The following is a 23357-nucleotide window of genomic DNA, read 5'->3' as shown; positions in this document are numbered from 1 at the left end:
TAAAGCGTACAGAGCGGCCCCCGGAGCAATCCGGGGGCCGTTTCTGCATGCGGCCTACAAGCCGCCTGGACAGGCAGGCGACGATCCCGGCGTGCGCGTAAACTGTGTCGAAACGAGCCGGGGCTAAAGCCAAGCCTGTGGAACGCCGCTTGCTGGCGGCTTCCATTCACAAGGAGCGCCATGTCCCAGGCCCTGACAGTCGATATTCGCAAGCTTGAAAGCCTCACGGTCGACGAGCGAGCCCAGTGGCGCGCCTGGCAGGCTGCTGATCCGGACCTGGCCAGTCCCTACTTCTGCGTGGAGTTCGCCGAGATCGCTGCGGGCATCAGTCCGGCTTCGGCCATGGCTGTCTTTCGGCGTGGAGACACGGTTGTCGGCTACTTCCCCTTTCAACGGAGGGGGGGGGCGGTTCAACCGATTGCGGCGCCGATGAACGACTATCACGGGGTCATCGGCCCCAAGGGCGAGACGCCAGATATGGCGGACACTGCGCGATTGCTGAATGGCGCCCGCTTCAGCGTCAACGGCTGGGTGGGGCCGACCGCAGCCGGGATCCGGGGCGAGAGCATCCGCACAGCCATTCCTGAAGGGGGCGGCTATGAGGCCTGGTACGCCCAGCGACGTCAGGCCTTTGGGAAATACTTCAAGGACAAGGAGCGCGCGCGTCGCAGCATGGCGACCGAGTTCGGCGAGGTGGTGGTAGAGATCGGTCTGCGCGACCATGGTCTTCTGGACGAGCTAATCGCTCTCAAGCGGGAGCAGTATCGTCGAACCGGCCGGCACGATGTCTTCGCTTGCGGCTGGACGAGGGAACTTCTGCACGCCCTTATGGCGGCCAAGACTGACTCTTTCGGGGCCTCGATCGCTGTGCTGCGCGCGGGGGGGCGGGTTTGCGCCCTGGAATACTCCCTGCACGCGGGTGAGCGCTTCCACTTCTGGTTCCCCGCCTATGTGCCGGCCTTGGCGCGGTGCTCTCCTGGGATCATCCTGAGCATGGAGACCATGCGTTTGGGAGCCGAACAGGGCTACCGAGAGTTCGACTACGGCTTCGGCGGCGAGGCCTACAAGCGCTACTTCTGCGACAAGCTTCAGCCGGTTACGGAGGCTGTGGTTCTGCGGCCAGGCCTGCCGAGCGCCTTGGGCGCTACGGCTGGAGGACTACTCAGGCTCGCGGCCGGAGAGGCCAGGGCGGAGAAGTTGCGCGCCAGCGTAAGGCGACGCTGGAACGCTATTGAAGCTTGTGAGACCAGTGGTCTTAACCGGTTCAGAGGCGCGGCCCTGGCCGCCCGCACGGCCTTGTCCAAGGCGCGGACGCGTCAGGCGGCGTCATGAGGAAGAGCATCACCATGTCCGAACGCGGCACACGCTATCCAGGTCCGATCGCTGAGGCGGCGGTTCATCCGCACAGCCTTATAGCCCAGGGCTTCGCCGAGGACGCCGCCCTGGCGGAGGTTCTGGACCGCTATCCGGCTGAATTGTTCGACATCAACCTGTACGACTATGACGACGAAGGGCAGGTCTCGCTGCGCACCGGCGTGCGCGGTCGGCTGGACGGCGGGCAGTTGCTGGAGGCGATCCAGCAGGGCCGGCTGTGGGTCAATCTGCGCGGCGTCGAAACCGGCTGGCCTGAACTATGGGCCGCGGCGATGGCTGAGTTCGCCCAGATCCAGGCGACCTATCCGGGAATGAAGGCGGTCACGAACGCGGGCCAGCTGATCCTGTCGTCGCCCAAGGCGCGGGTGCCCTATCATTTCGACGCGGCGGGGGTGGTGCTGTTCCACCTGCGCGGCCGCAAGCGGATCTTCGTCTATCCGGGCGACGAGGCGCATCTGCCCGAGCGGAACATGGAGCAGGTCGTGGCGCGTCAGACGACCGAGGAACTGCCCTATACCCTGGCCTTCGAGGAGGATGCGCGCATCATCGATCTGGAGCCGGGGCAGGCCCTGACCTGGCCCTTGTATGCGCCGCACCGGGTGGAAAATCTGGACCGGTTCTGTGTCTCCTTGTCGATGGATTTCCAGACCTGGCCGTCGCGGTTCCGCAACGGGGCGCTCTACACCAATGCCGTCATGCGCAGCCGGGGCGGCTCGCCGCGCTTCACCGATCTGATGGGGCAGGGGGAGTTGGCGGCGCGTTGGGCTGCGTCGCTCCTGCTGCGTCGCATGGGGGCGCTGAAAAGTCGGATCGCCCATTTCGAGCGCGACTTCCAGCCAGAGGTCGGGGTCGCCGATGGTGCGGGTGTCCTGAATCGCTGACGGCGAAGCTCCATTCTTACAAGGACTTCATGACCTCGATTTAAAATGACTTGAGGGCCTCTCAGGCTCACCTTCACTGCAGATCAGGAGAGGGACACCGTCATGAAGATCGCCGTTTACGCAGCCGCTTCCGCCGCCGTGCTGGCCGCCATCGCCGCCGCCCAGCCCGCTGCGGCCCAGGAGGCTGAAATCCGCAATGCGGTGGCCCGCGTTGTCGTCATTCCCGAAGACCGCGCCGATATTGCGGTGGAGATCACGCCAGGCTCGGCCGACCTGCCGCAACTGACGGTCGAGCGCCGCGGCGACAAGGTCCGCATCGACGGCGGTCTGGGCCGCCGCCGCAGCATGATGCAGTTCAGCAACGACAGCATTCGCGAGTGCAACAACGGTCGGGCCGACGCCCGTCAGCCGGGCGAGGGCGCGACGGTCGAACTGCGCGGCAAGGGGCGCATTCGCCTGGAGGACGCGCCGCTGATCGTGCTGCGCACCCCGCGTGACGTGGATGTGGAATCGGGGAGCGGCGTCTATGGCGCGGTGGGCCGGGGCGCGCGCTCCGTGGAGCTGGGCGCCGGGGGCTGCGGCAACTGGACCGTGGCCAATGTCGATGGCCGCCTCGACATCGGCGTGGGCGGCTCCGGCACGGTGCGCGCCGGAACCTCGCAGGCTCTGGACGCGTCGGTCGGCGGCTCGGGCTCGATCTTCGCCGGGGCGACAGGCGCGCTGGAAGCCAATGTCGGCGGTTCGGGCAGCATTGCTGTCGCCAGCATCAATGGTCCTGCGGATGTCTCCATCGGCGGGTCCGGCGACGTGACCATCAGGGGCGGTCGCGCCACCAGCATGGATGTGGCCGTGGCCGGTTCGGGCAATGTGCGCTTTGACGGCACCGCGGCCAGCCTGGACGCCTCGATCGCCGGATCGGGCGACGTGCGGGTGAGCGAAGTGACGGGCGTGGTGTCGCGCTCGATCGTCGGTTCGGGCGAGGTGCGCGTCGGACGCTGATCCGACCCGCCCTGCTACGGAAGAAGGCCCGGGAGCGTGGAACCCCCCGGGCCTTTTTGCTGCGCGGCGTGCGGCGCCTGGAGGGCGCGCACAGAAAAGCCCCGGCAGATTGCTCCGCCGGGGCTCCTTGCTTCGACTGTAGGGTCGAAGATGGGTGGGCGGCTTAGAAGCCAGCCAGGCCCGGCAGGCCGGCCAGGGTGCGACCCAGGTTGGCACCGGCGCGGTCCAGCGACTGCAGGGTGCCGCCGAAGTTGTAGCGAGCGCCGACCATGAAGACGTCGGCGTCGACGTCGACGTTGGCGAAGTCGGTCGACACGCGCTGGTACGAGCCGTTGACGCTGAACGGGCTGTTGGCGAACTGGTACTCGGCGCCGGCGCCGTAGGCCCAGACGTCAGCTTCGCCGAGGTCGGCGTCGACGTTGGTGTACGAGACGCCAGCGTTCAGGCGGAACGACGGGTTGACGTAGTAGGCGGCGTCGCCGCCGACGGTCCAGGCGTCAGCGCCGTCCAGGTCGGTGTAGGAGACCAGGCCGGTCAGGGTGGCCGAGGCGAGGTACTTCTGCACTTCAGCGCCGACCGAGAAGGTCTCGTCGCCGCCCAGGTCCGTGACGCCGACGAAGCCGCCGACGCGCAGGTCCGAACCGAAGGTCTTGGTCAGGTGAGCGGCGGCGGCGGCCGTGGTGTCGTCGCCGAAGTCGCTGTCAGCATAGTTGACGGCGCCGTTGACGGTCACGGTCCATTCCGGAGCGACCTGGAAGGCGCCGACGCCGTCCAGTTGAGCGCCGTCGGTCTTGAAGCCTTCAGCGTCGGTGTTGACGTAGCCGATGCCGGCCGAGCCGACGGCGTCTTGAGCGAAGGCCGGAGCGGCGATCAGGGTGGCGGCGGCGACCGAAGCGAGGAAGACGGTTTTCATTATGATTATCCTTTTTATGCGCCGCCGGGTTCGCACCTTGGCGGCAAGGGGAAGATAGGCCCCGCTTTGTCGTTTTGCCGTTACGAACTTGTCATATTTCAGTGGTTTGGGGCCGATGTTGCCGATGGGTGACGCATTGCGGCACGTTTGCGTCGCGAGGTGGAGCCATATTGCGGCGGAGGGTTAACGGCCCCGTCATGTGGTCAAGCTTTGGCCTCAAGCGTTAAGGGGATGGCCCTGAAATCATCTTCGTGACCTGTATATAAAGAGGCGGTCGGCGATCGGGCCGAAGAGTCGCAAAGCCCCGCCACGCCACGGTTTCCGTGCTTGACGAAAACGGAATCGGCGGGCATAAGCACCACTCTTGTTGGACCGGCTGTGCATCTTCGGGTGCAGACGCGGTTCGCAGGAACGACCTAAGTTGCTGTTCTTTGCAGAATTCTTGGGATTTCACGGCCTTCGCAGGTTACTGCGTGGGCCGATCGTTTTTGCGGATTTGCGTTTCCTGGGGGCGTCGCCCCGAGGCTCTGGTCTTTGAAATGGTTCACAGGGACGCGGTTCCGACCGCTTGGGAATAACAACCGATATGGATCAAAGCATCCGCATCAGGCTCAAGGCCTTCGACCATCGCGTCCTCGACTTTTCGACGCGCGAGATCGTCAACACCGCCAAGCGCACCGGGGCGACCGTTCGTGGTCCGATCCCGCTGCCGACCCTGATCGAAAAGTTCACCGTGAACCGCTCGCCGCACGTCGATAAGAAGTCGCGTGAGCAGTTTGAAATCCGCACGCACAAGCGCGTGCTCGACATCATCGACCCCACCCCGCAAACCGTGGACGCGCTCATGAAGCTCGACCTGTCGGCCGGTGTGGACGTCGAGATCAAGATTTAAGAAAGAAAGAGGCGGGATCCGACATGCGTACGGGCGTGATCGCCAAGAAACTGGGTATGACGCGCGTCTTCGCTGAAGACGGCGCGCACATCCCGGTCACGGTTCTGCAGCTGGATGGCTGTCAGGTCGTGGGTCAGCGCACTCAAGAGCGGGACGGCTACGTCGCCCTGCAACTGGGCGCCGGGACCAAGAAGGCAAAAAACACCAACAAGGCTCAGCGCGAAGTTTTCGCCAAGGCCGAGGTCGAACCTAAGCACTATGTGACCGAGTTCCGCGTTGACGCGGATGCTCTGCTGGACGTGGGCGCCGAGCTGTCGGCCGATCACTTCCTGGCAGGCCAGAAGGTCGACATCCAGGGCGAGACCATCGGTAAGGGCTTCGCCGGCGCCATGAAGCGCTGGAACTTCGGCGGTCTGCGCGCCACGCACGGCGTCTCGCTGTCGCACCGTTCGCACGGTTCGACCGGCCAGCGTCAGGACCCGGGCAAGACCTTCAAGGGCAAGAAGATGGCCGGCCACTACGGCCAGGAAGTCGTCACCCAGCAGAACCTGACCGTCGTCCGCGTGGACGCCGAGCGTGGCCTGATCCTGATCAAGGGCGCTGTCCCGGGTCACGACGGCAGCTACGTCAAGGTTCGCGACGCCGTTAAGAAGGCTCGTCCGGCTGAAGCCCCGTTCCCGGGCGCTGTGAAGTCGGCTGCTGCTCCGGCTGCTGCTGCTCCGGCAGTGGAAGCCAATGAAGGCGGTGAAGCGTAATGAAACTCTCGGTCATCAAACTCGACGGCAAGGCTGCTGGCGACGTTGAGCTGTCGGAAGCCGTCTTCGGCATCTCCGACATCCGCGGCGACCTGCTGGCCCGTTACGTCAACTGGCAGCTGGCCAAGCGCCGCGCCGGCACGCACAAGGTTCAAACCCGCAACGAGAACTCTCGTACGGGCAAGAAGATGTACAAGCAAAAGGGCACCGGCGGCGCTCGTCACGGTTCGCGCCGTGCTCCGCAGTTCGTCGGCGGTTCGCGCGCCTTCGGTCCGGTCGTTCGCGACCACGGCTATTCGCTGCCGAAGAAGGTCCGCGCCCTGGCTCTGCGTCACGCCCTGTCGTCCAAGGCCAAGGCCGGCGACCTGGTCGTGGTCGACAGCGTCTCGGTCAAGGAAGTCAAGACGGCCTCGCTGCGCGAGACCTTCGGCAAGCTCGGCTGGACCAAGGCCCTGATCATCGCGGGTCCGGAAGTCGACACGAACTTCGGCCTGGCCGCTCGCAACATCCCGCACATCGACGTCCTGCCGAACGCCGGCCTGAACGTCTATGACATCCTGCGGGCCGACAAACTGGTGCTGACCAAGGCGGCTGTCGAAGCCATCGAGGCGCGCTTCGCTGAGAAGGAAGCCGCATAATGGCCGCCGCTCAACCCACCGCCAAGCACTACGACACCATCCTGGCTCCGATCATCACGGAAAAGGCCACGATCCTGTCGGAACAGAACAAGGTCGTCTTCCGCGTCGCCGGCACGGCGACCAAGGACGAGATCGCTGCTGCGGTCGAAAGCCTGTTCAAAGTCAACGTCCTCAAGGTCAATACCCTGGTTCAAAAGGGCAAGACCAAGCGCTTCCGGGGCATCCTCGGTCGCCGCGTGGACATCAAGAAAGCGATCGTGACGCTGGCTGACGGCCAGTCGATCGACGTCACGACGGGGCTCTAAGACGATGGCCTTGAAAACCTACAATCCGACGTCGCCGGGCCGTCGCGCCCTGGTGCTGGTCGACCGGTCCGAGCTCCACAAGGGCCGTCCCGAGAAGTCGCTCGTTGAAGGCCTGACCAAGTCGGGCGGTCGCGGGCAGGGCGGTCGCATCGCTGTTCGCTTCCGCGGCGGCGGCGCCAAGACCCTGTATCGCAAGATCGACTTCAAGCGTCGCAAGTTCGACGCCATCGGTACGGTCGAGCGTCTGGAATACGACCCGAACCGTACGGCCTTCATCGCTCTGGTGACCTACGCCGACGGTGAGAAGACCTACATCATCGCTCCGCAACGCCTGAAGGCTGGCGACGTCGTCGTCGCCGGTGAGAAGGTCGACGTGAAGCCGGGCAACGCCATGCCGCTGCGCTCGATGCCCGTGGGTACGATCATCCACAACATCGAGATGAAGCCGGGCAAGGGCGCTCAGCTGGCCCGTTCGGCCGGCGCCTACGCCCAGCTGGTCGGCCGCGATCAGGGCTACGCCCAGATCCGTCTCGGCTCGGGCGAGCTGCGCATGGTCCTGGACTCCTGCATGGCCACCGTCGGCGCGGTGTCGAACCCCGACCACATGAACCAGAACCTCGGCAAGGCCGGTCGCGTTCGTCACATGGGCTGGCGTCCGCACGTTCGCGGCGTCGCCATGAACCCGATCGACCACCCGCATGGTGGTGGTGAAGGCCGGACCTCTGGTGGTCGTACCCCGGTTACGCCGTGGGGCAAGGACACCAAGGGCACCCGCACCCGCAAGAACAAGGCTACGGATAAGTTCATCATCCGTACTCGCCACGTGAAGAAGGCTCGCTAAGAATGGCCCGCTCCTCCTGGAAAGGCCCGTTTGTCGACGGGTATCTGCTCAAGAAGGCCGACGCCGTTCAAACGTCGGGCCGCAAGGATGTGATCAAGACCTGGTCGCGTCGCTCCACCATCCTGCCGCAGTTTGTCGGCCTGACCTTCGGTGTCCATAACGGCCAAAAGCATGTGCCGGTGATGGTCAACGAAGACATGGTCGGCATGAAGTTTGGCGAGTTCGCCCCGACCCGGAACTTCCCGGGTCACGCGGCGGACAAGAAGGCCAAAAGGAAGTAATCCATGGCCCAGTCCAAAAACGCCCGTCGCGTCGAGGCCACTGAGGCCCGCGCCAAGCTGGTTAACGTTCGCATCAGCCCTCAAAAGCTGAACCTGGTGGCCGCTTCGATCCGCGGTCTGCCGGTCCAGAAGGCGCTGAACGAGCTGGAATTCAGCCACAAGCGCATCGCTGGCGACGTCCGCAAGGTCCTGTACTCGGCGATCTCGAACGCCGAGAACAACCACAACCTCGACATCGACAACCTGTTTGTCGCCGAGGCCTTCGTGGGCAAGAACCTGGTGATGAAGCGCTTCGCGAGCCGTGCTCGTGGTCGCTCGTCGCGCATCCTGAAACCGTTCAGCGAGATCACGATCGTGGTCCGTGAAGCCGGCGAGGCCGCCTGATGGGACAGAAAATCAATCCGGTCGGTCTGCGCCTTGGCGTGAACCGCACGTGGGACAGCCGCTGGTTCGCCGGCGGCGCCGACTACGCCCGCCTGCTGCACCAGGACCTGAAGCTGCGTACGTGGCTGAAGGAACGTCTGGCTGCTGCCGGCGTGTCGCGCATCATCATCGAGCGTCCGCACAAGAAGTGCCGCGTGACGATCTACGCCGCCCGTCCGGGTGTCGTGATCGGCAAGAAGGGCGCTGACATCGAGAAGCTCCGCAAGGACATCTCGGCTCGCACCGAAGGCGAAGTTCACCTGAACATCGTCGAAGTCCGCAAGCCGGAAACCGACGCGCAGCTGATCGCTGAAAACATCGCTCAGCAGCTGGAACGCCGTATCGCCTTCCGCCGCGCCATGAAGCGTTCGATGCAGTCCGCCATGCGCCTCGGCGCCAAGGGCGTCCGCATCAACGTCTCGGGCCGTCTGGGCGGCGCCGAAATCGCTCGTATGGAATGGTACCGCGAAGGTCGCGTGCCGCTCCACACGCTGCGTGCCGACATCGACTATGGCTTCTACGAAGCCAAGACGACCTACGGCATCATTGGCGTGAAGGTCTGGGTCTTCAAGGGTGAGGTGCTCGAGCACGACCCGATGGCTCAGGACAAGCGCTGGGCCCAGGAAGCCTCGGGTCCGTCGTCCAACGAAGGCCGTGGCGGCCCCCGCGGTGATCGCGGTCCGCGCCGTGGTCGTGAGGGCTGATAGGCCATGTTGCAACCGAAAAAGACCAAGTACCGCAAGGCCTTCAAGGGCCGCATCCATGGCTCGGCCAAGGGTGGTTTCTCGCTGAACTTCGGCTCCTACGGCCTGAAGACGGTGGAACCCGAGCGTATCACTGCTCGCCAGATCGAAGCGGCTCGCCGCGCGATCACGCGTCAGATGAAGCGTCAGGGCCGCGTCTGGATCCGGGTCTTCCCGGATCTGCCCGTCACGGGCAAGCCCGCTGAAGTCCGGATGGGTAAGGGCAAGGGCGCCGTGGACCATTGGGCCGCACGCTGCCACCCGGGCCGTATCCTGTTCGAAATCGACGGCGTGCCGGACGATGTGGCTCGCGAAGCTCTGCGCCTCGGCGCCGCCAAGCTGCCGGTCCGCACCAAGGTGGTCACCCGCCTGGACGCCGGCATCGTTATGGAGCAAGCCGCGTAATGACCAAGATCGCTGATCTGCGGGCTCAAACCCCCGACCAACTGGCCGACGAGCTGCTGAAGCTCAAGAAGGAACAGTTCAACCTGCGCTTCCAGGCCGCCACCGGCCAGATGGAAAAGACCCACCGGGTCTCGGAAGTGCGCAAGGACATCGCCCGTATTTCCACGCTTCTGCGTGCGAACCGCGCGGCGGGTTAAGGAAACACCTATGCCCAAACGTATTCTTGAAGGCGTGGTCGTGTCCGACAAGGGCGACAAGACGGTCGTCGTGAAGGTCGAGCGCACTCTGCTGCACCCGGTCCTGAAAAAGATCGTCCGTCTGTCCAAGAAGTACCACGCCCACGATGAGGGCAACGCCCTCAAAGTCGGCGACGTCGCACGCATCGTCGAGTGCGCCCCCAAGTCCAAGCTGAAGCGTTGGGAAGTCGTTTCCCCCGCCTCGGCTTCCTAAAGAAAAGGATCGGATCCTATGATCCAGATGCAAACTAACCTGGAGGTCGCCGATAATTCGGGCGCTCGCCGGGTCATGTGCATCAAGGTGTTGGGCGGCTCGAAGCGCCGCTACGCCTCGGTGGGCGACACCATTGTCGCCTCGGTGAAGGAAGCTATCCCGCGCGGTCGCGTGAAGAAGGGCGACGTCGTTCGCGCCATCGTCGTTCGCACCGCCAAGGACATCCAGCGCAAGGACGGCTCGGTCATTCGTTTTGACAAGTCGGCCGCCGTCATCGTCAACAAGCAGAACGAGCCGGTCGGCACGCGTATCTTCGGCCCGGTTCCGCGCGAACTGCGCGCCAAGAACCACATGAAGATCATCTCGCTGGCTCCGGAGGTTCTGTAACCATGGCCGCCAAGATCAAGAAGGGCGACAACGTCGTCGTCCTGACCGGCAAGGACAAGGGACGCACCGGCCAGGTGCTGAAGGTCCTGCCGACCGAAAACCGCGTCGTCGTGCAAGGCGTCAACATGGTTCAGCGCCACACGCGCCCGACCCAGGCTGACCCGCAAGGCGGCATCAAGCACAAGGAAGCCTCGCTTCACCTGTCGAACGTCGCGATCGCCGACGCCAACGGCAAGGCGTCCCGCGTCGGCTTCAAGGTCGAAGGCGACGCCAAGGTTCGCTTCGCCAAGACCACGGGAGACGTCATCTAATGGCTGACACCAAGTACACGCCGCGTCTCAAGACCGAATATCAGGAGCGCATCCGCGCCGCCCTGAAAGAGCAGTTCGGCTACACCAACGAGATGCAGATCCCCAAGCTGGACAAGATCGTCCTGAACATGGGTGTCGGTGAAGCTGTCGCAGACTCCAAGAAGGTCAACATGGCCCTCAAGGACCTGACGGCCATCGCCGGTCAGAAGGCTGTGCCGACCAAGGCCCGTAACTCCATCGCCGGCTTCAAGCTGCGCGAAGGCATGGTCATCGGCGGCAAGGTCACGCTGCGCGGTGCTCAAATGTACGAATTCCTGGACCGCTTCATCACGATCGCGCTGCCGCGCGTGAAGGATTTCCGCGGCCTCAAGGGAACCTCGTTCGACGGTCGCGGCAACTACGCCACGGGTCTGAAGGAGCACATCGTGTTCCCCGAGATCAACTACGACCAGATCGACCAGATGTGGGGCATGGACATCGTTGTCTGCACCACGGCCAAGACCGATGCGGAAGCCAAGGCTCTCCTCACCGAGTTCAATTTCCCGTTCATCAAGAACTGATCGGGAAGGGAAGAGAACAATGGCTAAGAAAAGCGCCGTAAACCGTAACGAAGCCGTCAAGGCCCTGGTTGCGAAGTATGCCGCGAAGCGCGCCGCCCTCAAGGCGACCGCTAACGACGAGAGCCTGCCGCTGGAAGAGCGTTTCGACGCTCGTCTGAAGCTGGCCTCGCTGCCGCGCAACTCCGCGCCGACCCGCATTCGCAACCGCTGCGAAGTCACGGGCCGCCCGCGTGCTTACTACCGTAAGCTGAAGATGAGCCGGATCGCCCTGCGCGAACTGGGCAACCTGGGGCAGATCCCCGGCCTGACCAAGTCGAGCTGGTAAGGGGAGCGAACAGATATGATGATCAACGATCCCCTGAGCGACATGATCGCTCGCATCAAGAACGCGGCCACCCGCAAGCGTTCCAAGGTGCTGACCCCCGCCTCGCGTCTGCGTCAGCGCGTCCTCGACGTGCTGCAGGACGAAGGCTACATCCGCGGCTATTCGCTGGTTCAGAACCCCGGCGAGTTCCCGCAGTTCGAGATCGAGCTGAAGTACTTCGACGGCCAGCCGGTGATCGCTGAGATCGCCCGCGTGTCGAAGCCTGGCCGCCGCGTCTACTCGGCCATCACCGAGCTGAAGCCGGTCAAGAACGGCCTCGGCATCTCGATCCTTTCGACTTCGAAGGGCGTCATGTCCGACGCCGCCGCCCGCGACGCTAACGTCGGCGGCGAAGTCCTCTGCAGGGTCTACTGATATGTCCCGTATTGGCAAGAAAACCATCGCTGTGCCGAAGGGCGTGACTGTCACGCTCAACGGCCAGACCGTCTCGGTCAAGGGTCCCAAGGGCGAACGCTCCTGGACCGTGGCCGAAGAAATCGAAGTCAAGCAGGAAGGCGACGAACTGTCGCTGACCCCGCGTTCGGACACGCCTCGCGCTCGCGCGATGTGGGGTCTGTCGCGCACCCTGGTCGACAACATGGTCACCGGCGTGACCTCGGGCTTCGAAAAGACCCTGGAACTGGTCGGCGTGGGTTACCGCGCTGCGCTGAAGGGCCAGGCTCTGTCGCTGCAGCTCGGCTTCTCGCATGAAGTCGACATCGCGCCGCCGGCCGGCATCACCTTCGTCGTGCCGAAGCAGACCGAGATCAAGATCTCGGGCAACGACAAGCAGGCCGTTGGTGAAATCGCCGCCGTCATCCGCAAGCTGCGTCCGCCGGAACCCTACAAGGGCAAGGGCGTGCGCTATCAGGGCGAGACCGTCCGGCGCAAGGAAGGCAAGAAGAAGTAAGTCATGGCTCTTTCTCTGCAACAACAAGCCAAGCGCCGCGCCGAACGCAACCGTCGCCGCCTCAAGGCTGTCGCCAACGGTCGTCTGCGTCTGTCGGTCTTCCGTTCGGACAAGAACATCTCGGCCCAGATCATCGACGACGCCCAGGGCGTCACGGTGGCCGCCGCTTCGTCGCTGGAAGGCGGCAAGGGTTCCAAGGGTTCGGACGTCGCCGCAGCTGCTGCGATCGGCAAGCTGATCGCCGAGCGCGCCAAGGAGAAGGGCGTCACCGACGTCGTCTTCGACCGCGGCGGCTACATCTATCACGGCCGCGTCAAGGCGCTGGCGGAGGCCGCGCGTGAAGCCGGCCTGAACTTCTAAGGGATCGAGAAGCATGGCTCGTGAACCCCAACGCGGACAAGGTGGTCAGAACCGCGACCGCCGCGACCGTAACGCTCCCGTTGTCGACGGCCCGGATTCGGACATCGTCGAGAAGCTGGTGCACATCAACCGCGTCGCCGCCACCGTTAAGGGCGGACGTCGTTTCTCGTTCGCAGCCCTGATGGTTGTGGGCGACGGCAAGGGCCGGGTCGGCTTCGGTCATGGCAAGGCGCGTGAAGTGCCGGAAGCCATCCGCAAGGCGACTGAAGAAGCCAAGAAGACCATGATCCGCGTGCCTCTTCGTGAGAACCGCACCCTGCACCACGACGGCAACGGCCGTTGGGGCGCCGGCAAGATCATGATGCGCGCTGCCCCTCCCGGCACCGGCGTCATCGCCGGCGGTCCGATGCGTGCGGTCCTCGAAACCCTCGGCGTCCAGGACGTCGTCGGCAAGTCGACCGGTTCGTCGAACCCCTACAACATGATCCGCGCGACCTTCGAAGCTCTGAAGGTTCAATCGTCGCCGCGTCAGGTTGCTGCAAAGCGTGGCAAGAAGGTCGCCGACCTGATGGGCCGCCGCAACGACGGCGCCTCGGCGCCTGAAGCTGTCGAGGGCTGATAGACATGGCCAAGAAAGAACAAGCCACCGTCACGGTTCGCCAGACGGCCAGCCCGATCCGCCGCAAGTCGGATCAGCGCGCCACTCTGTCGGGCCTGGGTCTGAACCGCATCGGCCGTGAGTCGACGCTGGAAGACACCCCCTCGGTCCGTGGGATGATCGCCAAGGTCGCCCACATGGTCGAAGTGGTCGAAAAATAAGACGATGCGCCCTCTCCCGGAAACGGGAGAGGGCGTTTCTCTTTGAAGAAGCATCTTGCGATGCTGCAACGGGCCGCCTAGAAGCGGCCTTCAATTTTTCCAACGCCGAGTCAGGCGCGATCGCTTGATCGACCTGGCGCTAGAACCCGAAAGGATCAGGCACATGAAACTGAACGAAATTCGCGACAACGAAGGCGCACACACCAAGCGCATGCGCGTCGGCCGCGGCCCGGGTTCGGGCAAGGGCAAGACCGCCGGTCGCGGCGTCAAGGGTCAGAAGTCGCGTACCGGCGTCGCCATCGGCGGCTTCGAGGGCGGCCAGATGCCGCTGTACATGCGTATGCCGAAGCGCGGCTTCAACAACCCGAACGCGCTGAAGCTGGCCGAAGTCAACCTGTGGCGCGTGCAAGAAGCCATCGATGCCGGCAAGCTGGACGCCAAGGCTGAAATCAACGGCGCCGCCCTGGTGGCCGCCGGCGTGATCCGTCGCGTCAAGGACGGCGTGCGCGTGCTGGGCGAAGGCGAACTGAAGGCCAAGCTGAACCTGGTCGTCTGGTCGGCCTCGTCGGGCGCGATCAAGGCCATCGAAGCCGCTGGCGGCAAAGTTGAGCAACAGCGCATCGCCGCTGAAGCCAAGGCCGCTGCTCGCCTCGAGAAGCGCAACGCCGCCAAGGGCAAGGCTCCGGCTCCCAAGGCTCCGCTGGGCGACGCCAACAAGATCTCGGCCCGCGCCAAGCGCGCCGCGGCCAAGGCCTAAATCGATATCGTCATCCCGTGCGGGCGCTGCTGACGCGGCGTCCGCCGGGATCATCCGCACCGGGATGACGAAATTCATGAAAGCGGCCCTCGCAAGACGGCCGCTTTCCGCCTATCTGACGACGGGCATAGTCGTGGGGACCGCCTAATGGCTTCGGCCGCTGAACAACTCGCCGCCAATATGAACATGGGCTCGTTCGCGAAAGCGACCGAGCTGCACAAACGCCTGCTGTTCACGCTGGGCGCGCTGCTGGTCTATCGGATCGGCACCTATGTTCCGATTCCGGGCATTAATTCCGAGGCCTTCCTGGCCTTCTTCCAGAACCCTGATGGCCAGCGCGGCATCCTGGACATGTTCAACATGTTCTCGGGCGGCGCGGTCGAGCGTATGGCCGTCTTCGCGTTGAACGTGATGCCTTACATCTCGGCCTCGATCATCGTGCAACTGATGGGCGCGGTCTATCCGCCCTGGGAGAAGCTGAAGAAGGAAGGCGGCGAAAGCGGCCGCAAGCAGCTGAACCAGTACACTCGCTACCTGACGGTCTTCCTGGCTCTGGCCCAGTCCTTCGGTATCGCGGCGGGGCTGAACGCCCAGGCCGGTCTGATCGACGAGCCGGGGATCTTCTTCATCATCTCGACGGTCACCACCCTGACCGGCGGCACCATGTTCCTGATGTGGTTGGGCGAGCAGGTGACGGCGCGCGGCGTCGGCAACGGCATCTCGCTGATCATCTTCGCCGGTATCGTGGCGGTTCTGCCGTCCACCGTGGCCCGTCTGCTGGGCCTGGCCCAACAGGGTCAGATGTCGGCCTTCGTGCTGCTGTTCATCGCCATCCTGGCTGTGGCCACCATCGTCTTCATCGTCTTCATGGAGCGCGCCCAGCGCCGCCTTCTGATCCAGTATCCGAAGCGCCAGGAAGGCAACCGCATGACGGGCGGTGAGCGCTCGTTCCTGCCGCTGAAGGTCAACACCGCCGGCGTCATTCCCGCCATCTTCGCCTCGTCACTTCTGATGCTGCCGACGACGGTGGCCACCTTCACCGCCCAGGCCAACCTGCCCGAGTGGATGAGCTGGCTGCCGCTGGTGACGGCGCAACTGACGCACGGCCAGCCGCTGTTCATGATCCTGTATGCGGTCCTGATCGTCTTCTTCTGCTTCTTCTACACCTCGATCACCTTCAACCCCGAGGACACGGCCGAGAACCTGCGCAAGTACGGCGGCTTCCTGCCGGGCATCCGTCCGGGCAAGCGCACGGCCGAGTATCTGGACTATGTCCTGACGCGCCTGACGGTGATCGGCGCCGCCTACATCACCGCGGTCTGCCTGCTGCCCGAGTTCCTGGTCAGCAGCCTGGGCAACAGCCTCTACTTCGGAGGAACGTCTATCTTGATCGTCGTCTCGGTCACGATGGACACTGTGGCTCAGATTCAGTCCCAACTGCTGGCGCACCAGTACGAGGGCCTGATCAAGAAGGCCAAGCTGCGTGGTCGTGGCGGTCGGGGCGGCGCCGCCCCCGCCCGACGCTAATCGGGTAGGGGAGCCCGCAAGATGAACCTGATCCTGTTCGGGCCGCCCGCGGCCGGCAAGGGAACGCAAGCCAAGCGTCTGGTCGAGGAGCGGGGCATGATCCAGCTGTCGACCGGCGACATGCTTCGCGCCGCGATCGCCTCAGGCTCGGAACTGGGCCTAAAGGTCAAGGACGTGCTGGCGCGCGGCGACCTCGTCACGGACGAGATCGTCATCGCCCTGATCGAGGACCGTCTGCCGGAGGCCGAGGCCGCCGGCGGCGCCATCTTCGACGGCTTCCCGCGCAACGTGGCCCAGGCCGAAGCCCTGGACGCCATGCTGGCCAAGCGCGGCGCCCAGATCGATCGCGTCGTCCGCCTCAAGGTCGACGACGCCGCCCTGACCGCCCGCATCGGCAAGCGTTTCGCCGAGCAGGGCCGCCCGGACGACAATCCTGAGACCTTTAAGGACCGTCTGGCCGTCTACAACGCCCAGACCGCGCCTCTGCTTCCCTACTATGAAGCTCAGGGCAAGTTGGCCGAGATCGACGGCATGGGCGACATCGCCACGGTCGCCGCCGCAATCGACGGCGCGATCGCCTGATAGGCCTGATCTGAAGCGGCGTTCGGGCGTTAGATTCCGGACGACCGCATTCAGGAGGCGCTCTTGACCGACAAACCGACGACGCGTCGCCGTGTTCTGGAGCGTTCCAGCGTCGCGGGTGTCGTCGGCCTGGCCCATGTGGGCCTGTTTCTACTTTTGGGCCAAGTTCAGGCCGAGCGGTTCGCGCCGCCAGATCCGCCCATTGTCGTGGATCTGGTTCGGCTGCCGCCCCCTCAGCGAGAGCCGCCGCCTTCACCGCCCACGCCATCGTCCGTTGCGGGCGGCGGTAGTCCGTCAGCACCCTCGGTTGTCCGACCCGTTCGGACCAGACCGGCTTCGCCTCCTCCCGAAATCTCTGCGCCGAGGCGACCCGCGCCCGAACAAGCCTTGGTGATCGGCGTGGCGCCGTCGCCGTCGGCCACGCCAGGTCCAGGTCTGGGGGAGCAAGGCGAGGGAACCGGCGGGGGGAGCGGCTCGGGAGACGGGCGCGGCGCCGGTGACGGACGGTTCCGCCTGTTGCGCGGCCCGAGCATGGGGGAACTGCGTCGTCTTCATCCGCCCTCAGCCTTTCGGCAGAGGATCGGCGGGCGGGCCACCCTATCCTGCCGCATCCGAATCGATACCCGGCTTGAGGCCTGCCGCGTCATCGATGAAAGCCCGCCAGGCATGGGCTTCGGCCAGGCGGCCCTTGAGGCTTCGGTCTATTTCCGCTTCCAGCCGCCCACGCGTGACGGCGCGCCGGTGGATGGGCATGAGGCGCCGATCACGGTCCTGTGGCCATGATGCTGACGCGACAGATTTTCATTCGCGTGAGACCGTGCGATAAATTTCACCGTTATCTCGCGGGCGGAGGTCGTCATGACAGCCATCATGCATTTCAGATCCATGGACGGTCGGCGTCTGACGGCCATGGCAGGCGTCAGTCTGGTCCATGTCATCCTGCTTCTTGGCCTCGCGCTGGCTCCCCGCGATGCGCCAATCAACAGTCTGCCTCAACCCGTCGTTGATGTTCTGATGATGCGTGCGCAGCGCGTGACGCCTCCGGAAGCGGCGACGCATGCGGGTGGAGGAGGGGCGGCGGCCGCGTCGAGGATACATGCGCCGCCGACCGTGCCGGTCGATCCCGAGTTGCCGGCGCCGATCGCTCAAGCCCCTGTGCCGGAACTCGTGGTCGGATTGGCTCCCCTTGCGGACTTGGCGCCCGGCCTGGGCTTGGGCGGTGAAGGGGCAGGGACCGGGGCCGGTAACGGCGATGGGGCCGGCGATGGGCCGGGACGAGGGACGGGACCTGTGCTTATCCAAGGTCCGCAAGGGGCCATCATGTCCGCGAACGCTTCCGAAAGCGCGCTTGCCGCCTCAGGGCGGCCCTATGCCGTGCTGCAATGCTATATTCGGGTGGGCAGCGAGCGCCTCGAGAACTGTCGGGTGACGAGCGAGCATCCAGCCGGGGCGGGGATAGGGCGGTCAGCGCTTGGGAAGGCTCAAGAGTTCCGCTACAAGCCGCCGGGACGCATGGGGCGTTTCGGCGGACGGCACCGCCAGACAGTGGCCATCGCCTTCCCGCCGGAAGCCGCTGCAACCTCGCCAGGCGGCCGGCATTGACGCCGATAGAATCCCCTGTATAAGGGCCGCTTCCGCGAAGGGCGCACACGTTCCAGGTCTGTTGACCGGAGCGGTTTCCGCGTCTGTTTAAGCGTATCTGGAGATTCTCGTGGCCCGTATCGCTGGCGTCAACATTCCGACCAACAAGCGCGTCGAAATCGCGCTTCAGTACATCCATGGCATCGGCGCGCACGCCGCCAAGGAAATCACCGCGAAGGTCGGCATTGAGCCCGCTCGCCGCGTCAACTCGCTGACCGATGCTGAAATCCTGCAGATCCGTGAAACGATCGACAAGGATCACACCGTCGAAGGCGACCTGCGTCGCGAAACCTCGATGAACATCAAGCGTCTGATGGACCTGGCCTGCTACCGCGGCCTGCGTCACCGCAAGGGCCTGCCGGTCCGCGGTCAGCGCACGCACACCAACGCCCGCACCCGCAAGGGCCCGGCCAAGCCGATCGCCGGCAAGAAGAAGTAAGAGAAAGAGCTGACCGATGGCTAAGGAACCGGGTCGCATTAAGCGCCGCGAACGCAAGAACATCACGTCGGGCGTGGCTCACGTGAACGCCTCTTTCAACAACACCATGATCACGATCACGGACGCCCAGGGGAACGCGATTTCCTGGTCGTCGGCCGGTCACATGGGCTTCAAGGGTTCGCGCAAGTCGACCCCGTACGCCGCCCAGATGGCTGCCGAAGACGCCGGCAAGAAGGCTCAAGAGCACGGCGTGAAGACGCTGGAAGTCAACGTTTCGGGTCCGGGTTCCGGCCGTGAATCGGCGCTCCGCGCTCTGCAGGCCGTCGGTCTGACGATCACGACCATCCGCGACGTCACTCCGATGCCGCACAATGGTTGCCGTCCGCCCAAGCGCCGCCGCGTCTAATCGCGACAGCGTTTCAGGCACCCCCAATCTCCGTCGGCTCCACCATGGCCTCGTCGACAAGGCCGGAGCCGACGAAATCCGTTCGAGGGACTCTATGATCGAAAGAAACTGGCAAGAGCTGATCCGTCCCGAGAAGCCGCAAGTCGAGGGCGGCTCCGACCCGCTGCGCAAGGCGCGTCTGGTCGCTGAGCCCCTCGAGCGTGGTTTCGGTGTGACGCTCGGCAACGCGCTTCGTCGCGTTCTGCTGTCCTCGCTGCAAGGCGCGGCGGTTACGGCCATCCAGATCGACGGCGTCGTTCACGAGTTCTCGTCGCTGGAAGGCGTCCGGGAAGACGTGGTCGATATCGTCCTGAACATCAAGCAACTGGCGCTGCGCATGCACGCCGAAGGCCCCAAGCGCATGACTCTGCGCGCCACGGGCCCCGGCGTCGTCACGGCGGGTCAGATCGAAGTTCCGGCTGACATCGAGGTTCTGAACCCCGACCACGTTATCTGCACGCTGGACGACGGCGCTTCGATCCGCATGGAACTGACGGTCCAGAACGGCAAGGGCTACGTCGCCGCCGAACTGAACCGCCCGGAAGATGCGCCGATCGGCCTGATCGCCGTCGATGCCCTGTACTCGCCGGTCAAGCGCGTCGCCTATCGCGTCGAGCCGACCCGTCAGGGCCAGTCGATGGATTACGACAAGCTGATCCTGGAAGTTGAAACCAACGGCGCCGTCTCGCCGGTTGACGCGGTGGCTTACGCCGCCCGCATCCTGCAAGACCAGCTGCAGATCTTCATCACCTTCGACGAGCCGACCAAGGCTGTTGAGGCTACGGACGGCAAGCCCGACCTGCCCTTCAACCCGGCCCTGCTCAAGAAGGTCGACGAACTGGAGCTGTCGGTCCGTTCGGCGAACTGCCTGAAGAACGACAACATCGTCTACATCGGCGACCTGATCCAGAAGACCGAGGGCGAAATGCTTCGCACCCCGAACTTCGGCCGCAAGTCGCTGAACGAGATCAAGGAAGTTCTCGCGACGATGGGCCTGTCGCTCGGCATGGACGTGCCGAACTGGCCGCCCGAAAACATCGAAGATCTGGCCAAAAAGTTCGACGACCAGATCTGATCATCAACCCTCCGCCCAGCGCCAGTCGGCGCGGATGGGGCGGTTAGAATGAAAAGGCCCCAGGTCCCGCCCCTTTGATTAGGCCGGAAACCAGGGTTGAGTAGGAGAGACCCCGATGCGCCACGGCGCCGCTTACCGCAAGCTCGGCCGTACGGTCAGCCACCGCCAAGCCATGTTCGCCAACATGGCCGCCTCGCTGATCAAGCACGAGCAAATCACGACCACTTTGCCCAAGGCGAAGGAACTGCGTCCCTTCGTTGAAAAGCTGGTCACGCTCGCCAAGAAGGGCGACCTGCACGCCCGTCGTCAGGCCATCAGCGCCGTCCGCGACGTGCCGCAAGTCGGCAAGCTGTTCGAAACGATCGGCCCGCGCTACGCCGAACGTTCGGGCGGTTACATCCGCATCATGAAGGCCGGCTTCCGTCACGGCGACAACGCCGCGATGGCCGTGATCGAGTTCGTCGATCGCGACGTCGAAGCCAAGGGCAAGGACTCCGGTCCGGTCTTCGCCATCGAGGGCGACGAAGCCTAATCAGCTTCACCGTTTCCGGTGTAGAATGAAAAAAGGGCGGCGGGTTTCGGACCTGCCGCCCTTTTTGCTTTGGGGCGACCGATGGACGATGCGATCAGGGTACTGGCAGACCAGCGGGTGTTCGTCTGCCCTGAAGACGGACCGCATCTGGATGGCGAGGCCGCCGCCTTGGATCTGATGGGGCGTCTGTGGGGGCTGGAGGCCGACTGGGTGGCCGTGCCGACGTCGCTTCTGGCCGCGGACTTCCTTCACCTGAAGACGGGCGTGCTGGGCGCGGTCGTGCAGAAGTTCGTCAACTATCGCCTGAAGCTGGCTGTGGTGGGGGACATCACGACCCCCGTGGCGGCCAGTGAGGCCCTGCGCGATTTCGTCGGAGAGGCGAATGCGGGTCGGCATGTTTGGTTCGTCGCTGATCTGGAGGAACTGGAGCAGCGGCTGGCGGCACGCATGGTCGGCTGACACATTGTCAGGGTCGGTCCTTGCAGCGATACAGGCTCCATGACCCAGCATCAGGATCGCATCGTGGCCTTTGCTCCCACTCATCGGGAGGCGTGGAAGCGGCTGAACACCGATTGGCTGATCGACGGCGGGTTCGCCCTGGAGGCCAAGGATCACCTGACGCTGGATGATCCGGTGGGGCAGATCCTGTCCAGGGGCGGTCATATCTTCTTCGCCGAGCGCGACGCTGTTCCTGTCGGCTGCTGCGGCCTGATCGCCATGGCGGACGGCGGGTTCGAGGTCACCAAGATGACGGTGCGGCCTGAGGCGCGTGGCGGCGGGCTGGCGCTGCGGCTGCTGGAGGCTTGCGAGGCGGCGGCGCGGGATGCGGGCGCGCACCGCCTCTACCTGGAGACCAGCTCGACCCTGGGGCCGGCCCTGAGCCTCTATGCCCGCTTCGGTTTCGTGACCCTGGCGCCGCAGCCGACGCCCTATGCGCGCTGCGACGTCTGGATGGAGAAGCGGCTGTAGCCGCTACTCCTTCGACAGGTCCTGACGGCTGAACCACCATAGCGACAGGCCAAAGGGGATGAAGCTCCACAGGGCTAGGCTGGTGACAGCGCGCCACACGACGCCTTCTTGCAGGACCGCCGCCGGTATGCCGCCCAGTATGACGGCCTTTAGGGTCTCATAGGCGGCGCCGGGGAACAGCAGCAGGGTCTGCCAGTCGACGGGACTCCAGCCCAGGATCGGAGTGGCGGTCACCAGCAGGCCCTGGGCCACGCCGACGACCAGAGGCACGAACAGGGCGGCTAGTTGCGAGCGCGTCAATGTCGCGGCCAACAGGCTGAGCAGCAGGAACTGGATCACCCGCATATAGCCCAGCAGGAAGAGCAGAGCGAAATCGCGCGCCTCCTGGCCGCCGAAGTCGAAGATCAGGTTCCTGTCGAGGATCAGCCCCTTGGCGACGGCGCCGATCAGGGCGGCCAGCACGAACAGCAGCAGGCCGGTCAGGGTCATCAGCTTGACCGCCCCGGCCTTGCCCATGATCAGGTTGGCGCGACTGTTGCGCGCGGTGATCAGGCGCCAGGTTTCCCAGCGATAGTCGCCGGCGAAGACCGTCGCCGCGCCGATCAGCAGAAAGGCCAGCAGGGCGGGATTGGCCAACTGGCCGGCACTCGAGATCAAGGTCGTGCCGATGTCGAGGACGTTGTTGACGTCCGTCATCTGGGGCGGCAGTTGATCTGCCATACGCTCGACCTTGGCGTCGAAGAAGGCGCCGCCGATCGCTGCGGCTAGGACGATCACCGGCACGAAGATCAGGCTCCATGACAGGACCGTGCGGTTTCGTGTCAGCCGATAGGCTTCGGAACGGATGGCGTCAGCCAGCATGGAGGGCCTCGCGGATTTGCGCCTCGGTGCGCGCGGGGCCGGTCTCGGCCATGAAGACGCTTTCCAGATCGGCGCCGACCCAGCGGGCCTCGTCGATGTCCACGCCCTGTTCGATCAGGGCGCGCAGCAGGGCGGGGCCCTCGGCGCGGGGAATGGCGGCCAGAACGGCGTCGCCGTCCAGCGACCCCTTGTCGCCCAGGACGCCCATGATCTTGGCTAGCGGCGTGGCCGACAGGCGCAGGCGCTCGCCGGCGGCGGTCAGGTCGCTGACCTTGCCCTCGGCGGCCAGGGTTCCGCGATTGAAGATGGCCACGCGGTCGCAGACGCGCTGGACCTCGAGCAGTTGGTGGCTGGCCAGGATGATGGTCACGCCGTCGTCGTCGGCCAGGCTGCGGATCAGGGCGCGCATTTCCTGGATGCCGGGCGGGTCCATGCCGCTGGTCGGCTCATCAAGGATGACGAGATCGGGTTTGGTCATCAGGGCGGCGGCGACGCCGAGGCGCTGCAACATGCCGACCGAGAAGCCGCGCACGCGGCGATTGGCGGCCTCGGTCAGGCCGACGCGGTCCAGCCAGGCGTCGATGGCGGCCTCCTTGCCCATGCCGTGGGCCAGGGCCAGCCATTCCAGCACCTGACGCGCGGTCATGTAGGGCGGGAAGCGCGGGGTCTCGATCATCGAGCCCATGCGGCGCGTCACGGCGGGATCGCCGGTGTGCTGGCCCAGGACCCGGACCTCGCCCGCCGTCGGCCGGATCAGGCCCAGCAGGATGCGGAACAGGGTGGACTTGCCGGCGCCGTTCGGCCCCAGCACGCCGTAAACCCCGCCGCGCGGGATGCTCAGGCTCAGCCCGTCCAGGGCGCGCACCGCGCCATAGGTTTTGGTCAGGCCGATCGTTTCGATAACAGCGGTCATGCGGC

37 protein-coding genes are annotated in these 23357 nt (G+C 64.9%); 34 read left to right on the top strand and 3 right to left on the bottom strand.

Annotation, left to right across the window (positions count from 1 at the left end; all coding sequences use genetic code 11):
- Window positions 1-180: 180 nt before the first annotated feature.
- The 3 genes from RTY13_RS12415 to RTY13_RS12405 all read left to right on the top strand — a co-directional run bounded on the left by RTY13_RS12415 (window position 181) and on the right by RTY13_RS12405 (window position 3254).
- The gene (locus RTY13_RS12415) at window positions 181-1332 is read left to right on the top strand and encodes a GNAT family N-acetyltransferase (RefSeq protein WP_312783802.1); all 1152 of its coding nucleotides are present in this window, start codon (window positions 181-183) and stop codon (window positions 1330-1332) included.
- A complete protein-coding gene (locus tag RTY13_RS12410; protein ID WP_312783800.1) occupies window positions 1329-2255 on the top strand; it encodes a transcriptional regulator in 927 nt (308 codons plus the stop codon). The genes RTY13_RS12415 and RTY13_RS12410 overlap by 4 nt, the downstream gene beginning before the upstream one ends.
- A gap of 102 nt (window positions 2256-2357) precedes the next feature.
- Window positions 2358-3254, top strand: a complete 897-nt coding sequence (locus RTY13_RS12405) for a GIN domain-containing protein (protein ID WP_312783798.1) — start codon at window positions 2358-2360, stop codon at window positions 3252-3254.
- A gap of 163 nt (window positions 3255-3417) precedes the next feature.
- On the opposite strand, the gene RTY13_RS12400 is transcribed toward RTY13_RS12405, so the two are convergent.
- Complete coding sequence (locus RTY13_RS12400; protein ID WP_312783796.1) at window positions 3418-4167, bottom strand: porin; 750 nt, start codon at window positions 4165-4167, stop codon at window positions 3418-3420.
- 586 nt (window positions 4168-4753) lie between these two features.
- Between RTY13_RS12400 and rpsJ the strand changes: the two genes are divergently transcribed.
- The 31 genes from rpsJ (at window position 4754) to RTY13_RS12245 (ending at window position 21578) form a co-directional block, all read left to right on the top strand.
- Complete coding sequence (gene rpsJ / locus RTY13_RS12395; protein WP_105563630.1) at window positions 4754-5059, top strand: 30S ribosomal protein S10; 306 nt, start codon at window positions 4754-4756, stop codon at window positions 5057-5059.
- 23 nt (window positions 5060-5082) lie between these two features.
- Complete coding sequence (rplC, locus tag RTY13_RS12390; RefSeq protein WP_292083344.1) at window positions 5083-5814, top strand: 50S ribosomal protein L3; 732 nt, start codon at window positions 5083-5085, stop codon at window positions 5812-5814.
- Window positions 5814-6452 carry a 50S ribosomal protein L4 gene (gene rplD, locus RTY13_RS12385; protein ID WP_312783793.1) on the top strand — a complete coding sequence of 213 codons (639 nt, stop codon included), beginning with the start codon at window positions 5814-5816 and terminating at the stop codon, window positions 6450-6452. Before rplC ends, rplD begins: the two co-directional genes overlap by 1 nt.
- Complete coding sequence (locus RTY13_RS12380; RefSeq protein ID WP_105563633.1) at window positions 6452-6757, top strand: 50S ribosomal protein L23; 306 nt, start codon at window positions 6452-6454, stop codon at window positions 6755-6757. The genes rplD and RTY13_RS12380 overlap by 1 nt, the downstream gene beginning before the upstream one ends.
- Before the next feature lie 4 nt (window positions 6758-6761).
- A complete protein-coding gene (rplB, locus tag RTY13_RS12375; protein WP_312783791.1) occupies window positions 6762-7598 on the top strand; it encodes a 50S ribosomal protein L2 in 837 nt (278 codons plus the stop codon).
- Window positions 7599-7600: 2 nt separating this feature from the next.
- A complete protein-coding gene (gene rpsS / locus RTY13_RS12370; RefSeq protein WP_184272436.1) occupies window positions 7601-7879 on the top strand; it encodes a 30S ribosomal protein S19 in 279 nt (92 codons plus the stop codon).
- Window positions 7880-7882: 3 nt separating this feature from the next.
- Complete coding sequence (rplV, locus tag RTY13_RS12365; protein ID WP_312783789.1) at window positions 7883-8263, top strand: 50S ribosomal protein L22; 381 nt, start codon at window positions 7883-7885, stop codon at window positions 8261-8263.
- Window positions 8263-9006 carry a 30S ribosomal protein S3 gene (rpsC, locus tag RTY13_RS12360; protein WP_312783787.1) on the top strand — a complete coding sequence of 248 codons (744 nt, stop codon included), beginning with the start codon at window positions 8263-8265 and terminating at the stop codon, window positions 9004-9006. Before rplV ends, rpsC begins: the two co-directional genes overlap by 1 nt.
- 6 nt (window positions 9007-9012) lie before the next feature.
- Window positions 9013-9450, top strand: a complete 438-nt coding sequence (rplP, locus tag RTY13_RS12355) for a 50S ribosomal protein L16 (RefSeq protein WP_292083341.1) — start codon at window positions 9013-9015, stop codon at window positions 9448-9450.
- The gene (gene rpmC, locus RTY13_RS12350; protein WP_207826400.1) at window positions 9450-9647 is read left to right on the top strand and encodes a 50S ribosomal protein L29; all 198 of its coding nucleotides are present in this window, start codon (window positions 9450-9452) and stop codon (window positions 9645-9647) included. Before rplP ends, rpmC begins: the two co-directional genes overlap by 1 nt.
- Before the next feature lie 10 nt (window positions 9648-9657).
- On the top strand, window positions 9658-9900 hold the full coding sequence (rpsQ, locus tag RTY13_RS12345; RefSeq protein ID WP_105563640.1) for a 30S ribosomal protein S17: 243 nt from the start codon (window positions 9658-9660) through the stop codon (window positions 9898-9900).
- Between the two features lie 18 nt (window positions 9901-9918).
- Complete coding sequence (gene rplN, locus RTY13_RS12340) at window positions 9919-10287, top strand: 50S ribosomal protein L14 (protein WP_021698481.1); 369 nt, start codon at window positions 9919-9921, stop codon at window positions 10285-10287.
- A gap of 2 nt (window positions 10288-10289) precedes the next feature.
- Complete coding sequence (gene rplX, locus RTY13_RS12335) at window positions 10290-10598, top strand: 50S ribosomal protein L24 (protein WP_312783784.1); 309 nt, start codon at window positions 10290-10292, stop codon at window positions 10596-10598.
- Window positions 10598-11158, top strand: a complete 561-nt coding sequence (gene rplE / locus RTY13_RS12330) for a 50S ribosomal protein L5 (RefSeq protein ID WP_312783782.1) — start codon at window positions 10598-10600, stop codon at window positions 11156-11158. Before rplX ends, rplE begins: the two co-directional genes overlap by 1 nt.
- 19 nt (window positions 11159-11177) lie before the next feature.
- Complete coding sequence (rpsN, locus tag RTY13_RS12325; RefSeq protein ID WP_207826417.1) at window positions 11178-11483, top strand: 30S ribosomal protein S14; 306 nt, start codon at window positions 11178-11180, stop codon at window positions 11481-11483.
- Window positions 11484-11498: 15 nt separating this feature from the next.
- Complete coding sequence (gene rpsH, locus RTY13_RS12320; protein WP_312783779.1) at window positions 11499-11897, top strand: 30S ribosomal protein S8; 399 nt, start codon at window positions 11499-11501, stop codon at window positions 11895-11897.
- A 1-nt stretch (window position 11898) separates the two neighbouring features.
- Complete coding sequence (rplF, locus tag RTY13_RS12315) at window positions 11899-12432, top strand: 50S ribosomal protein L6 (protein WP_292083336.1); 534 nt, start codon at window positions 11899-11901, stop codon at window positions 12430-12432.
- A gap of 3 nt (window positions 12433-12435) precedes the next feature.
- On the top strand, window positions 12436-12792 hold the full coding sequence (gene rplR / locus RTY13_RS12310) for a 50S ribosomal protein L18 (RefSeq protein WP_105563646.1): 357 nt from the start codon (window positions 12436-12438) through the stop codon (window positions 12790-12792).
- A 13-nt stretch (window positions 12793-12805) separates the two neighbouring features.
- Window positions 12806-13411, top strand: coding sequence for a 30S ribosomal protein S5 (rpsE, locus tag RTY13_RS12305; RefSeq protein WP_292036860.1), 606 nt, complete (start codon window positions 12806-12808; stop codon window positions 13409-13411).
- A 5-nt stretch (window positions 13412-13416) separates the two neighbouring features.
- Window positions 13417-13611 (top strand): 50S ribosomal protein L30, encoded by a 195-nt coding sequence (gene rpmD / locus RTY13_RS12300; RefSeq protein WP_312783776.1) that lies wholly within the window; start codon window positions 13417-13419, stop codon window positions 13609-13611.
- 163 nt (window positions 13612-13774) lie between these two features.
- Complete coding sequence (rplO, locus tag RTY13_RS12295; RefSeq protein WP_409450309.1) at window positions 13775-14368, top strand: 50S ribosomal protein L15; 594 nt, start codon at window positions 13775-13777, stop codon at window positions 14366-14368.
- Between the two features lie 147 nt (window positions 14369-14515).
- On the top strand, window positions 14516-15895 hold the full coding sequence (gene secY, locus RTY13_RS12290) for a preprotein translocase subunit SecY (protein ID WP_312783774.1): 1380 nt from the start codon (window positions 14516-14518) through the stop codon (window positions 15893-15895).
- Between the two features lie 21 nt (window positions 15896-15916).
- Window positions 15917-16477, top strand: coding sequence for an adenylate kinase (locus RTY13_RS12285; RefSeq protein WP_312783772.1), 561 nt, complete (start codon window positions 15917-15919; stop codon window positions 16475-16477).
- A gap of 531 nt (window positions 16478-17008) precedes the next feature.
- Window positions 17009-17260, top strand: coding sequence for an energy transducer TonB (locus tag RTY13_RS12280; RefSeq protein ID WP_312783814.1), 252 nt, complete (start codon window positions 17009-17011; stop codon window positions 17258-17260).
- A 75-nt stretch (window positions 17261-17335) separates the two neighbouring features.
- On the top strand, window positions 17336-18079 hold the full coding sequence (locus RTY13_RS12275) for an energy transducer TonB (RefSeq protein WP_312783770.1): 744 nt from the start codon (window positions 17336-17338) through the stop codon (window positions 18077-18079).
- Between the two features lie 109 nt (window positions 18080-18188).
- Window positions 18189-18557: a 30S ribosomal protein S13 gene (gene rpsM, locus RTY13_RS12270; RefSeq protein ID WP_105563653.1), complete on the top strand. Its 369-nt coding sequence runs from the start codon at window positions 18189-18191 to the stop codon at window positions 18555-18557.
- Between the two features lie 16 nt (window positions 18558-18573).
- Complete coding sequence (rpsK, locus tag RTY13_RS12265; RefSeq protein ID WP_292083332.1) at window positions 18574-18963, top strand: 30S ribosomal protein S11; 390 nt, start codon at window positions 18574-18576, stop codon at window positions 18961-18963.
- A gap of 94 nt (window positions 18964-19057) precedes the next feature.
- Window positions 19058-20077 (top strand): DNA-directed RNA polymerase subunit alpha, encoded by a 1020-nt coding sequence (locus tag RTY13_RS12260; RefSeq protein WP_207826445.1) that lies wholly within the window; start codon window positions 19058-19060, stop codon window positions 20075-20077.
- Between the two features lie 115 nt (window positions 20078-20192).
- On the top strand, window positions 20193-20609 hold the full coding sequence (rplQ, locus tag RTY13_RS12255; protein WP_105563656.1) for a 50S ribosomal protein L17: 417 nt from the start codon (window positions 20193-20195) through the stop codon (window positions 20607-20609).
- Between the two features lie 81 nt (window positions 20610-20690).
- Window positions 20691-21068, top strand: coding sequence for a DUF4180 domain-containing protein (locus RTY13_RS12250; RefSeq protein ID WP_312783767.1), 378 nt, complete (start codon window positions 20691-20693; stop codon window positions 21066-21068).
- 39 nt (window positions 21069-21107) lie between these two features.
- Window positions 21108-21578 carry a GNAT family N-acetyltransferase gene (locus RTY13_RS12245; protein WP_312783765.1) on the top strand — a complete coding sequence of 157 codons (471 nt, stop codon included), beginning with the start codon at window positions 21108-21110 and terminating at the stop codon, window positions 21576-21578.
- A 3-nt stretch (window positions 21579-21581) separates the two neighbouring features.
- Here RTY13_RS12245 and RTY13_RS12240 read toward each other — a convergent pair whose 3' ends face one another.
- The gene (locus RTY13_RS12240; RefSeq protein ID WP_312783763.1) at window positions 21582-22439 is read right to left on the bottom strand and encodes an ABC transporter permease subunit; all 858 of its coding nucleotides are present in this window, start codon (window positions 22437-22439) and stop codon (window positions 21582-21584) included.
- A complete protein-coding gene (locus RTY13_RS12235) occupies window positions 22429-23352 on the bottom strand; it encodes an ABC transporter ATP-binding protein (RefSeq protein ID WP_312783761.1) in 924 nt (307 codons plus the stop codon). Before RTY13_RS12235 ends, RTY13_RS12240 begins: the two co-directional genes overlap by 11 nt.
- Between the last annotated feature and the right edge of the window lie 5 nt (window positions 23353-23357).

The sequence above is a fragment of the Brevundimonas sp. genome, from assembly GCF_032055285.1.
Classification (GTDB): Bacteria; Pseudomonadota; Alphaproteobacteria; order Caulobacterales; family Caulobacteraceae; genus Brevundimonas.
Note: the sequence above shows the minus strand (reverse complement) of the source record. Positions and strands in the feature narration are given on the sequence as shown.

Excerpts from the sequence above, each read along its gene's own strand:
- RTY13_RS12415 (WP_312783802.1), top strand. The coding sequence starts at position 181 with ATGTCCCAGGCCCTGACAGTCGATATTCGCAAGCTTGAAAGCCTCACG.
- RTY13_RS12410 (WP_312783800.1), top strand. The coding sequence starts at position 1,329 with ATGAGGAAGAGCATCACCATGTCCGAACGCGGCACACGCTATCCAGGT.
- RTY13_RS12405 (WP_312783798.1), top strand. The coding sequence starts at position 2,358 with ATGAAGATCGCCGTTTACGCAGCCGCTTCCGCCGCCGTGCTGGCCGCC.
- RTY13_RS12400 (WP_312783796.1), bottom strand. The coding sequence starts at position 4,167 with ATGAAAACCGTCTTCCTCGCTTCGGTCGCCGCCGCCACCCTGATCGCC.
- rpsJ (WP_105563630.1), top strand. The coding sequence starts at position 4,754 with ATGGATCAAAGCATCCGCATCAGGCTCAAGGCCTTCGACCATCGCGTC.
- rplC (WP_292083344.1), top strand. The coding sequence starts at position 5,083 with ATGCGTACGGGCGTGATCGCCAAGAAACTGGGTATGACGCGCGTCTTC.
- rplD (WP_312783793.1), top strand. The coding sequence starts at position 5,814 with ATGAAACTCTCGGTCATCAAACTCGACGGCAAGGCTGCTGGCGACGTT.
- RTY13_RS12380 (WP_105563633.1), top strand. The coding sequence starts at position 6,452 with ATGGCCGCCGCTCAACCCACCGCCAAGCACTACGACACCATCCTGGCT.
- rplB (WP_312783791.1), top strand. The coding sequence starts at position 6,762 with ATGGCCTTGAAAACCTACAATCCGACGTCGCCGGGCCGTCGCGCCCTG.
- rpsS (WP_184272436.1), top strand. The coding sequence starts at position 7,601 with ATGGCCCGCTCCTCCTGGAAAGGCCCGTTTGTCGACGGGTATCTGCTC.
- rplV (WP_312783789.1), top strand. The coding sequence starts at position 7,883 with ATGGCCCAGTCCAAAAACGCCCGTCGCGTCGAGGCCACTGAGGCCCGC.
- rpsC (WP_312783787.1), top strand. The coding sequence starts at position 8,263 with ATGGGACAGAAAATCAATCCGGTCGGTCTGCGCCTTGGCGTGAACCGC.
- rplP (WP_292083341.1), top strand. The coding sequence starts at position 9,013 with ATGTTGCAACCGAAAAAGACCAAGTACCGCAAGGCCTTCAAGGGCCGC.
- rpmC (WP_207826400.1), top strand. The coding sequence starts at position 9,450 with ATGACCAAGATCGCTGATCTGCGGGCTCAAACCCCCGACCAACTGGCC.
- rpsQ (WP_105563640.1), top strand. The coding sequence starts at position 9,658 with ATGCCCAAACGTATTCTTGAAGGCGTGGTCGTGTCCGACAAGGGCGAC.
- rplN (WP_021698481.1), top strand. The coding sequence starts at position 9,919 with ATGATCCAGATGCAAACTAACCTGGAGGTCGCCGATAATTCGGGCGCT.
- rplX (WP_312783784.1), top strand. The coding sequence starts at position 10,290 with ATGGCCGCCAAGATCAAGAAGGGCGACAACGTCGTCGTCCTGACCGGC.
- rplE (WP_312783782.1), top strand. The coding sequence starts at position 10,598 with ATGGCTGACACCAAGTACACGCCGCGTCTCAAGACCGAATATCAGGAG.
- rpsN (WP_207826417.1), top strand. The coding sequence starts at position 11,178 with ATGGCTAAGAAAAGCGCCGTAAACCGTAACGAAGCCGTCAAGGCCCTG.
- rpsH (WP_312783779.1), top strand. The coding sequence starts at position 11,499 with ATGATGATCAACGATCCCCTGAGCGACATGATCGCTCGCATCAAGAAC.
- rplF (WP_292083336.1), top strand. The coding sequence starts at position 11,899 with ATGTCCCGTATTGGCAAGAAAACCATCGCTGTGCCGAAGGGCGTGACT.
- rplR (WP_105563646.1), top strand. The coding sequence starts at position 12,436 with ATGGCTCTTTCTCTGCAACAACAAGCCAAGCGCCGCGCCGAACGCAAC.
- rpsE (WP_292036860.1), top strand. The coding sequence starts at position 12,806 with ATGGCTCGTGAACCCCAACGCGGACAAGGTGGTCAGAACCGCGACCGC.
- rpmD (WP_312783776.1), top strand. The coding sequence starts at position 13,417 with ATGGCCAAGAAAGAACAAGCCACCGTCACGGTTCGCCAGACGGCCAGC.
- rplO (WP_409450309.1), top strand. The coding sequence starts at position 13,775 with ATGAAACTGAACGAAATTCGCGACAACGAAGGCGCACACACCAAGCGC.
- secY (WP_312783774.1), top strand. The coding sequence starts at position 14,516 with ATGGCTTCGGCCGCTGAACAACTCGCCGCCAATATGAACATGGGCTCG.
- RTY13_RS12285 (WP_312783772.1), top strand. The coding sequence starts at position 15,917 with ATGAACCTGATCCTGTTCGGGCCGCCCGCGGCCGGCAAGGGAACGCAA.
- RTY13_RS12280 (WP_312783814.1), top strand. The coding sequence starts at position 17,009 with ATGGGGGAACTGCGTCGTCTTCATCCGCCCTCAGCCTTTCGGCAGAGG.
- RTY13_RS12275 (WP_312783770.1), top strand. The coding sequence starts at position 17,336 with ATGACAGCCATCATGCATTTCAGATCCATGGACGGTCGGCGTCTGACG.
- rpsK (WP_292083332.1), top strand. The coding sequence starts at position 18,574 with ATGGCTAAGGAACCGGGTCGCATTAAGCGCCGCGAACGCAAGAACATC.
- RTY13_RS12260 (WP_207826445.1), top strand. The coding sequence starts at position 19,058 with ATGATCGAAAGAAACTGGCAAGAGCTGATCCGTCCCGAGAAGCCGCAA.
- rplQ (WP_105563656.1), top strand. The coding sequence starts at position 20,193 with ATGCGCCACGGCGCCGCTTACCGCAAGCTCGGCCGTACGGTCAGCCAC.
- RTY13_RS12250 (WP_312783767.1), top strand. The coding sequence starts at position 20,691 with ATGGACGATGCGATCAGGGTACTGGCAGACCAGCGGGTGTTCGTCTGC.
- RTY13_RS12245 (WP_312783765.1), top strand. The coding sequence starts at position 21,108 with ATGACCCAGCATCAGGATCGCATCGTGGCCTTTGCTCCCACTCATCGG.
- RTY13_RS12240 (WP_312783763.1), bottom strand. The coding sequence starts at position 22,439 with ATGCTGGCTGACGCCATCCGTTCCGAAGCCTATCGGCTGACACGAAAC.
- RTY13_RS12235 (WP_312783761.1), bottom strand. The coding sequence starts at position 23,352 with ATGACCGCTGTTATCGAAACGATCGGCCTGACCAAAACCTATGGCGCG.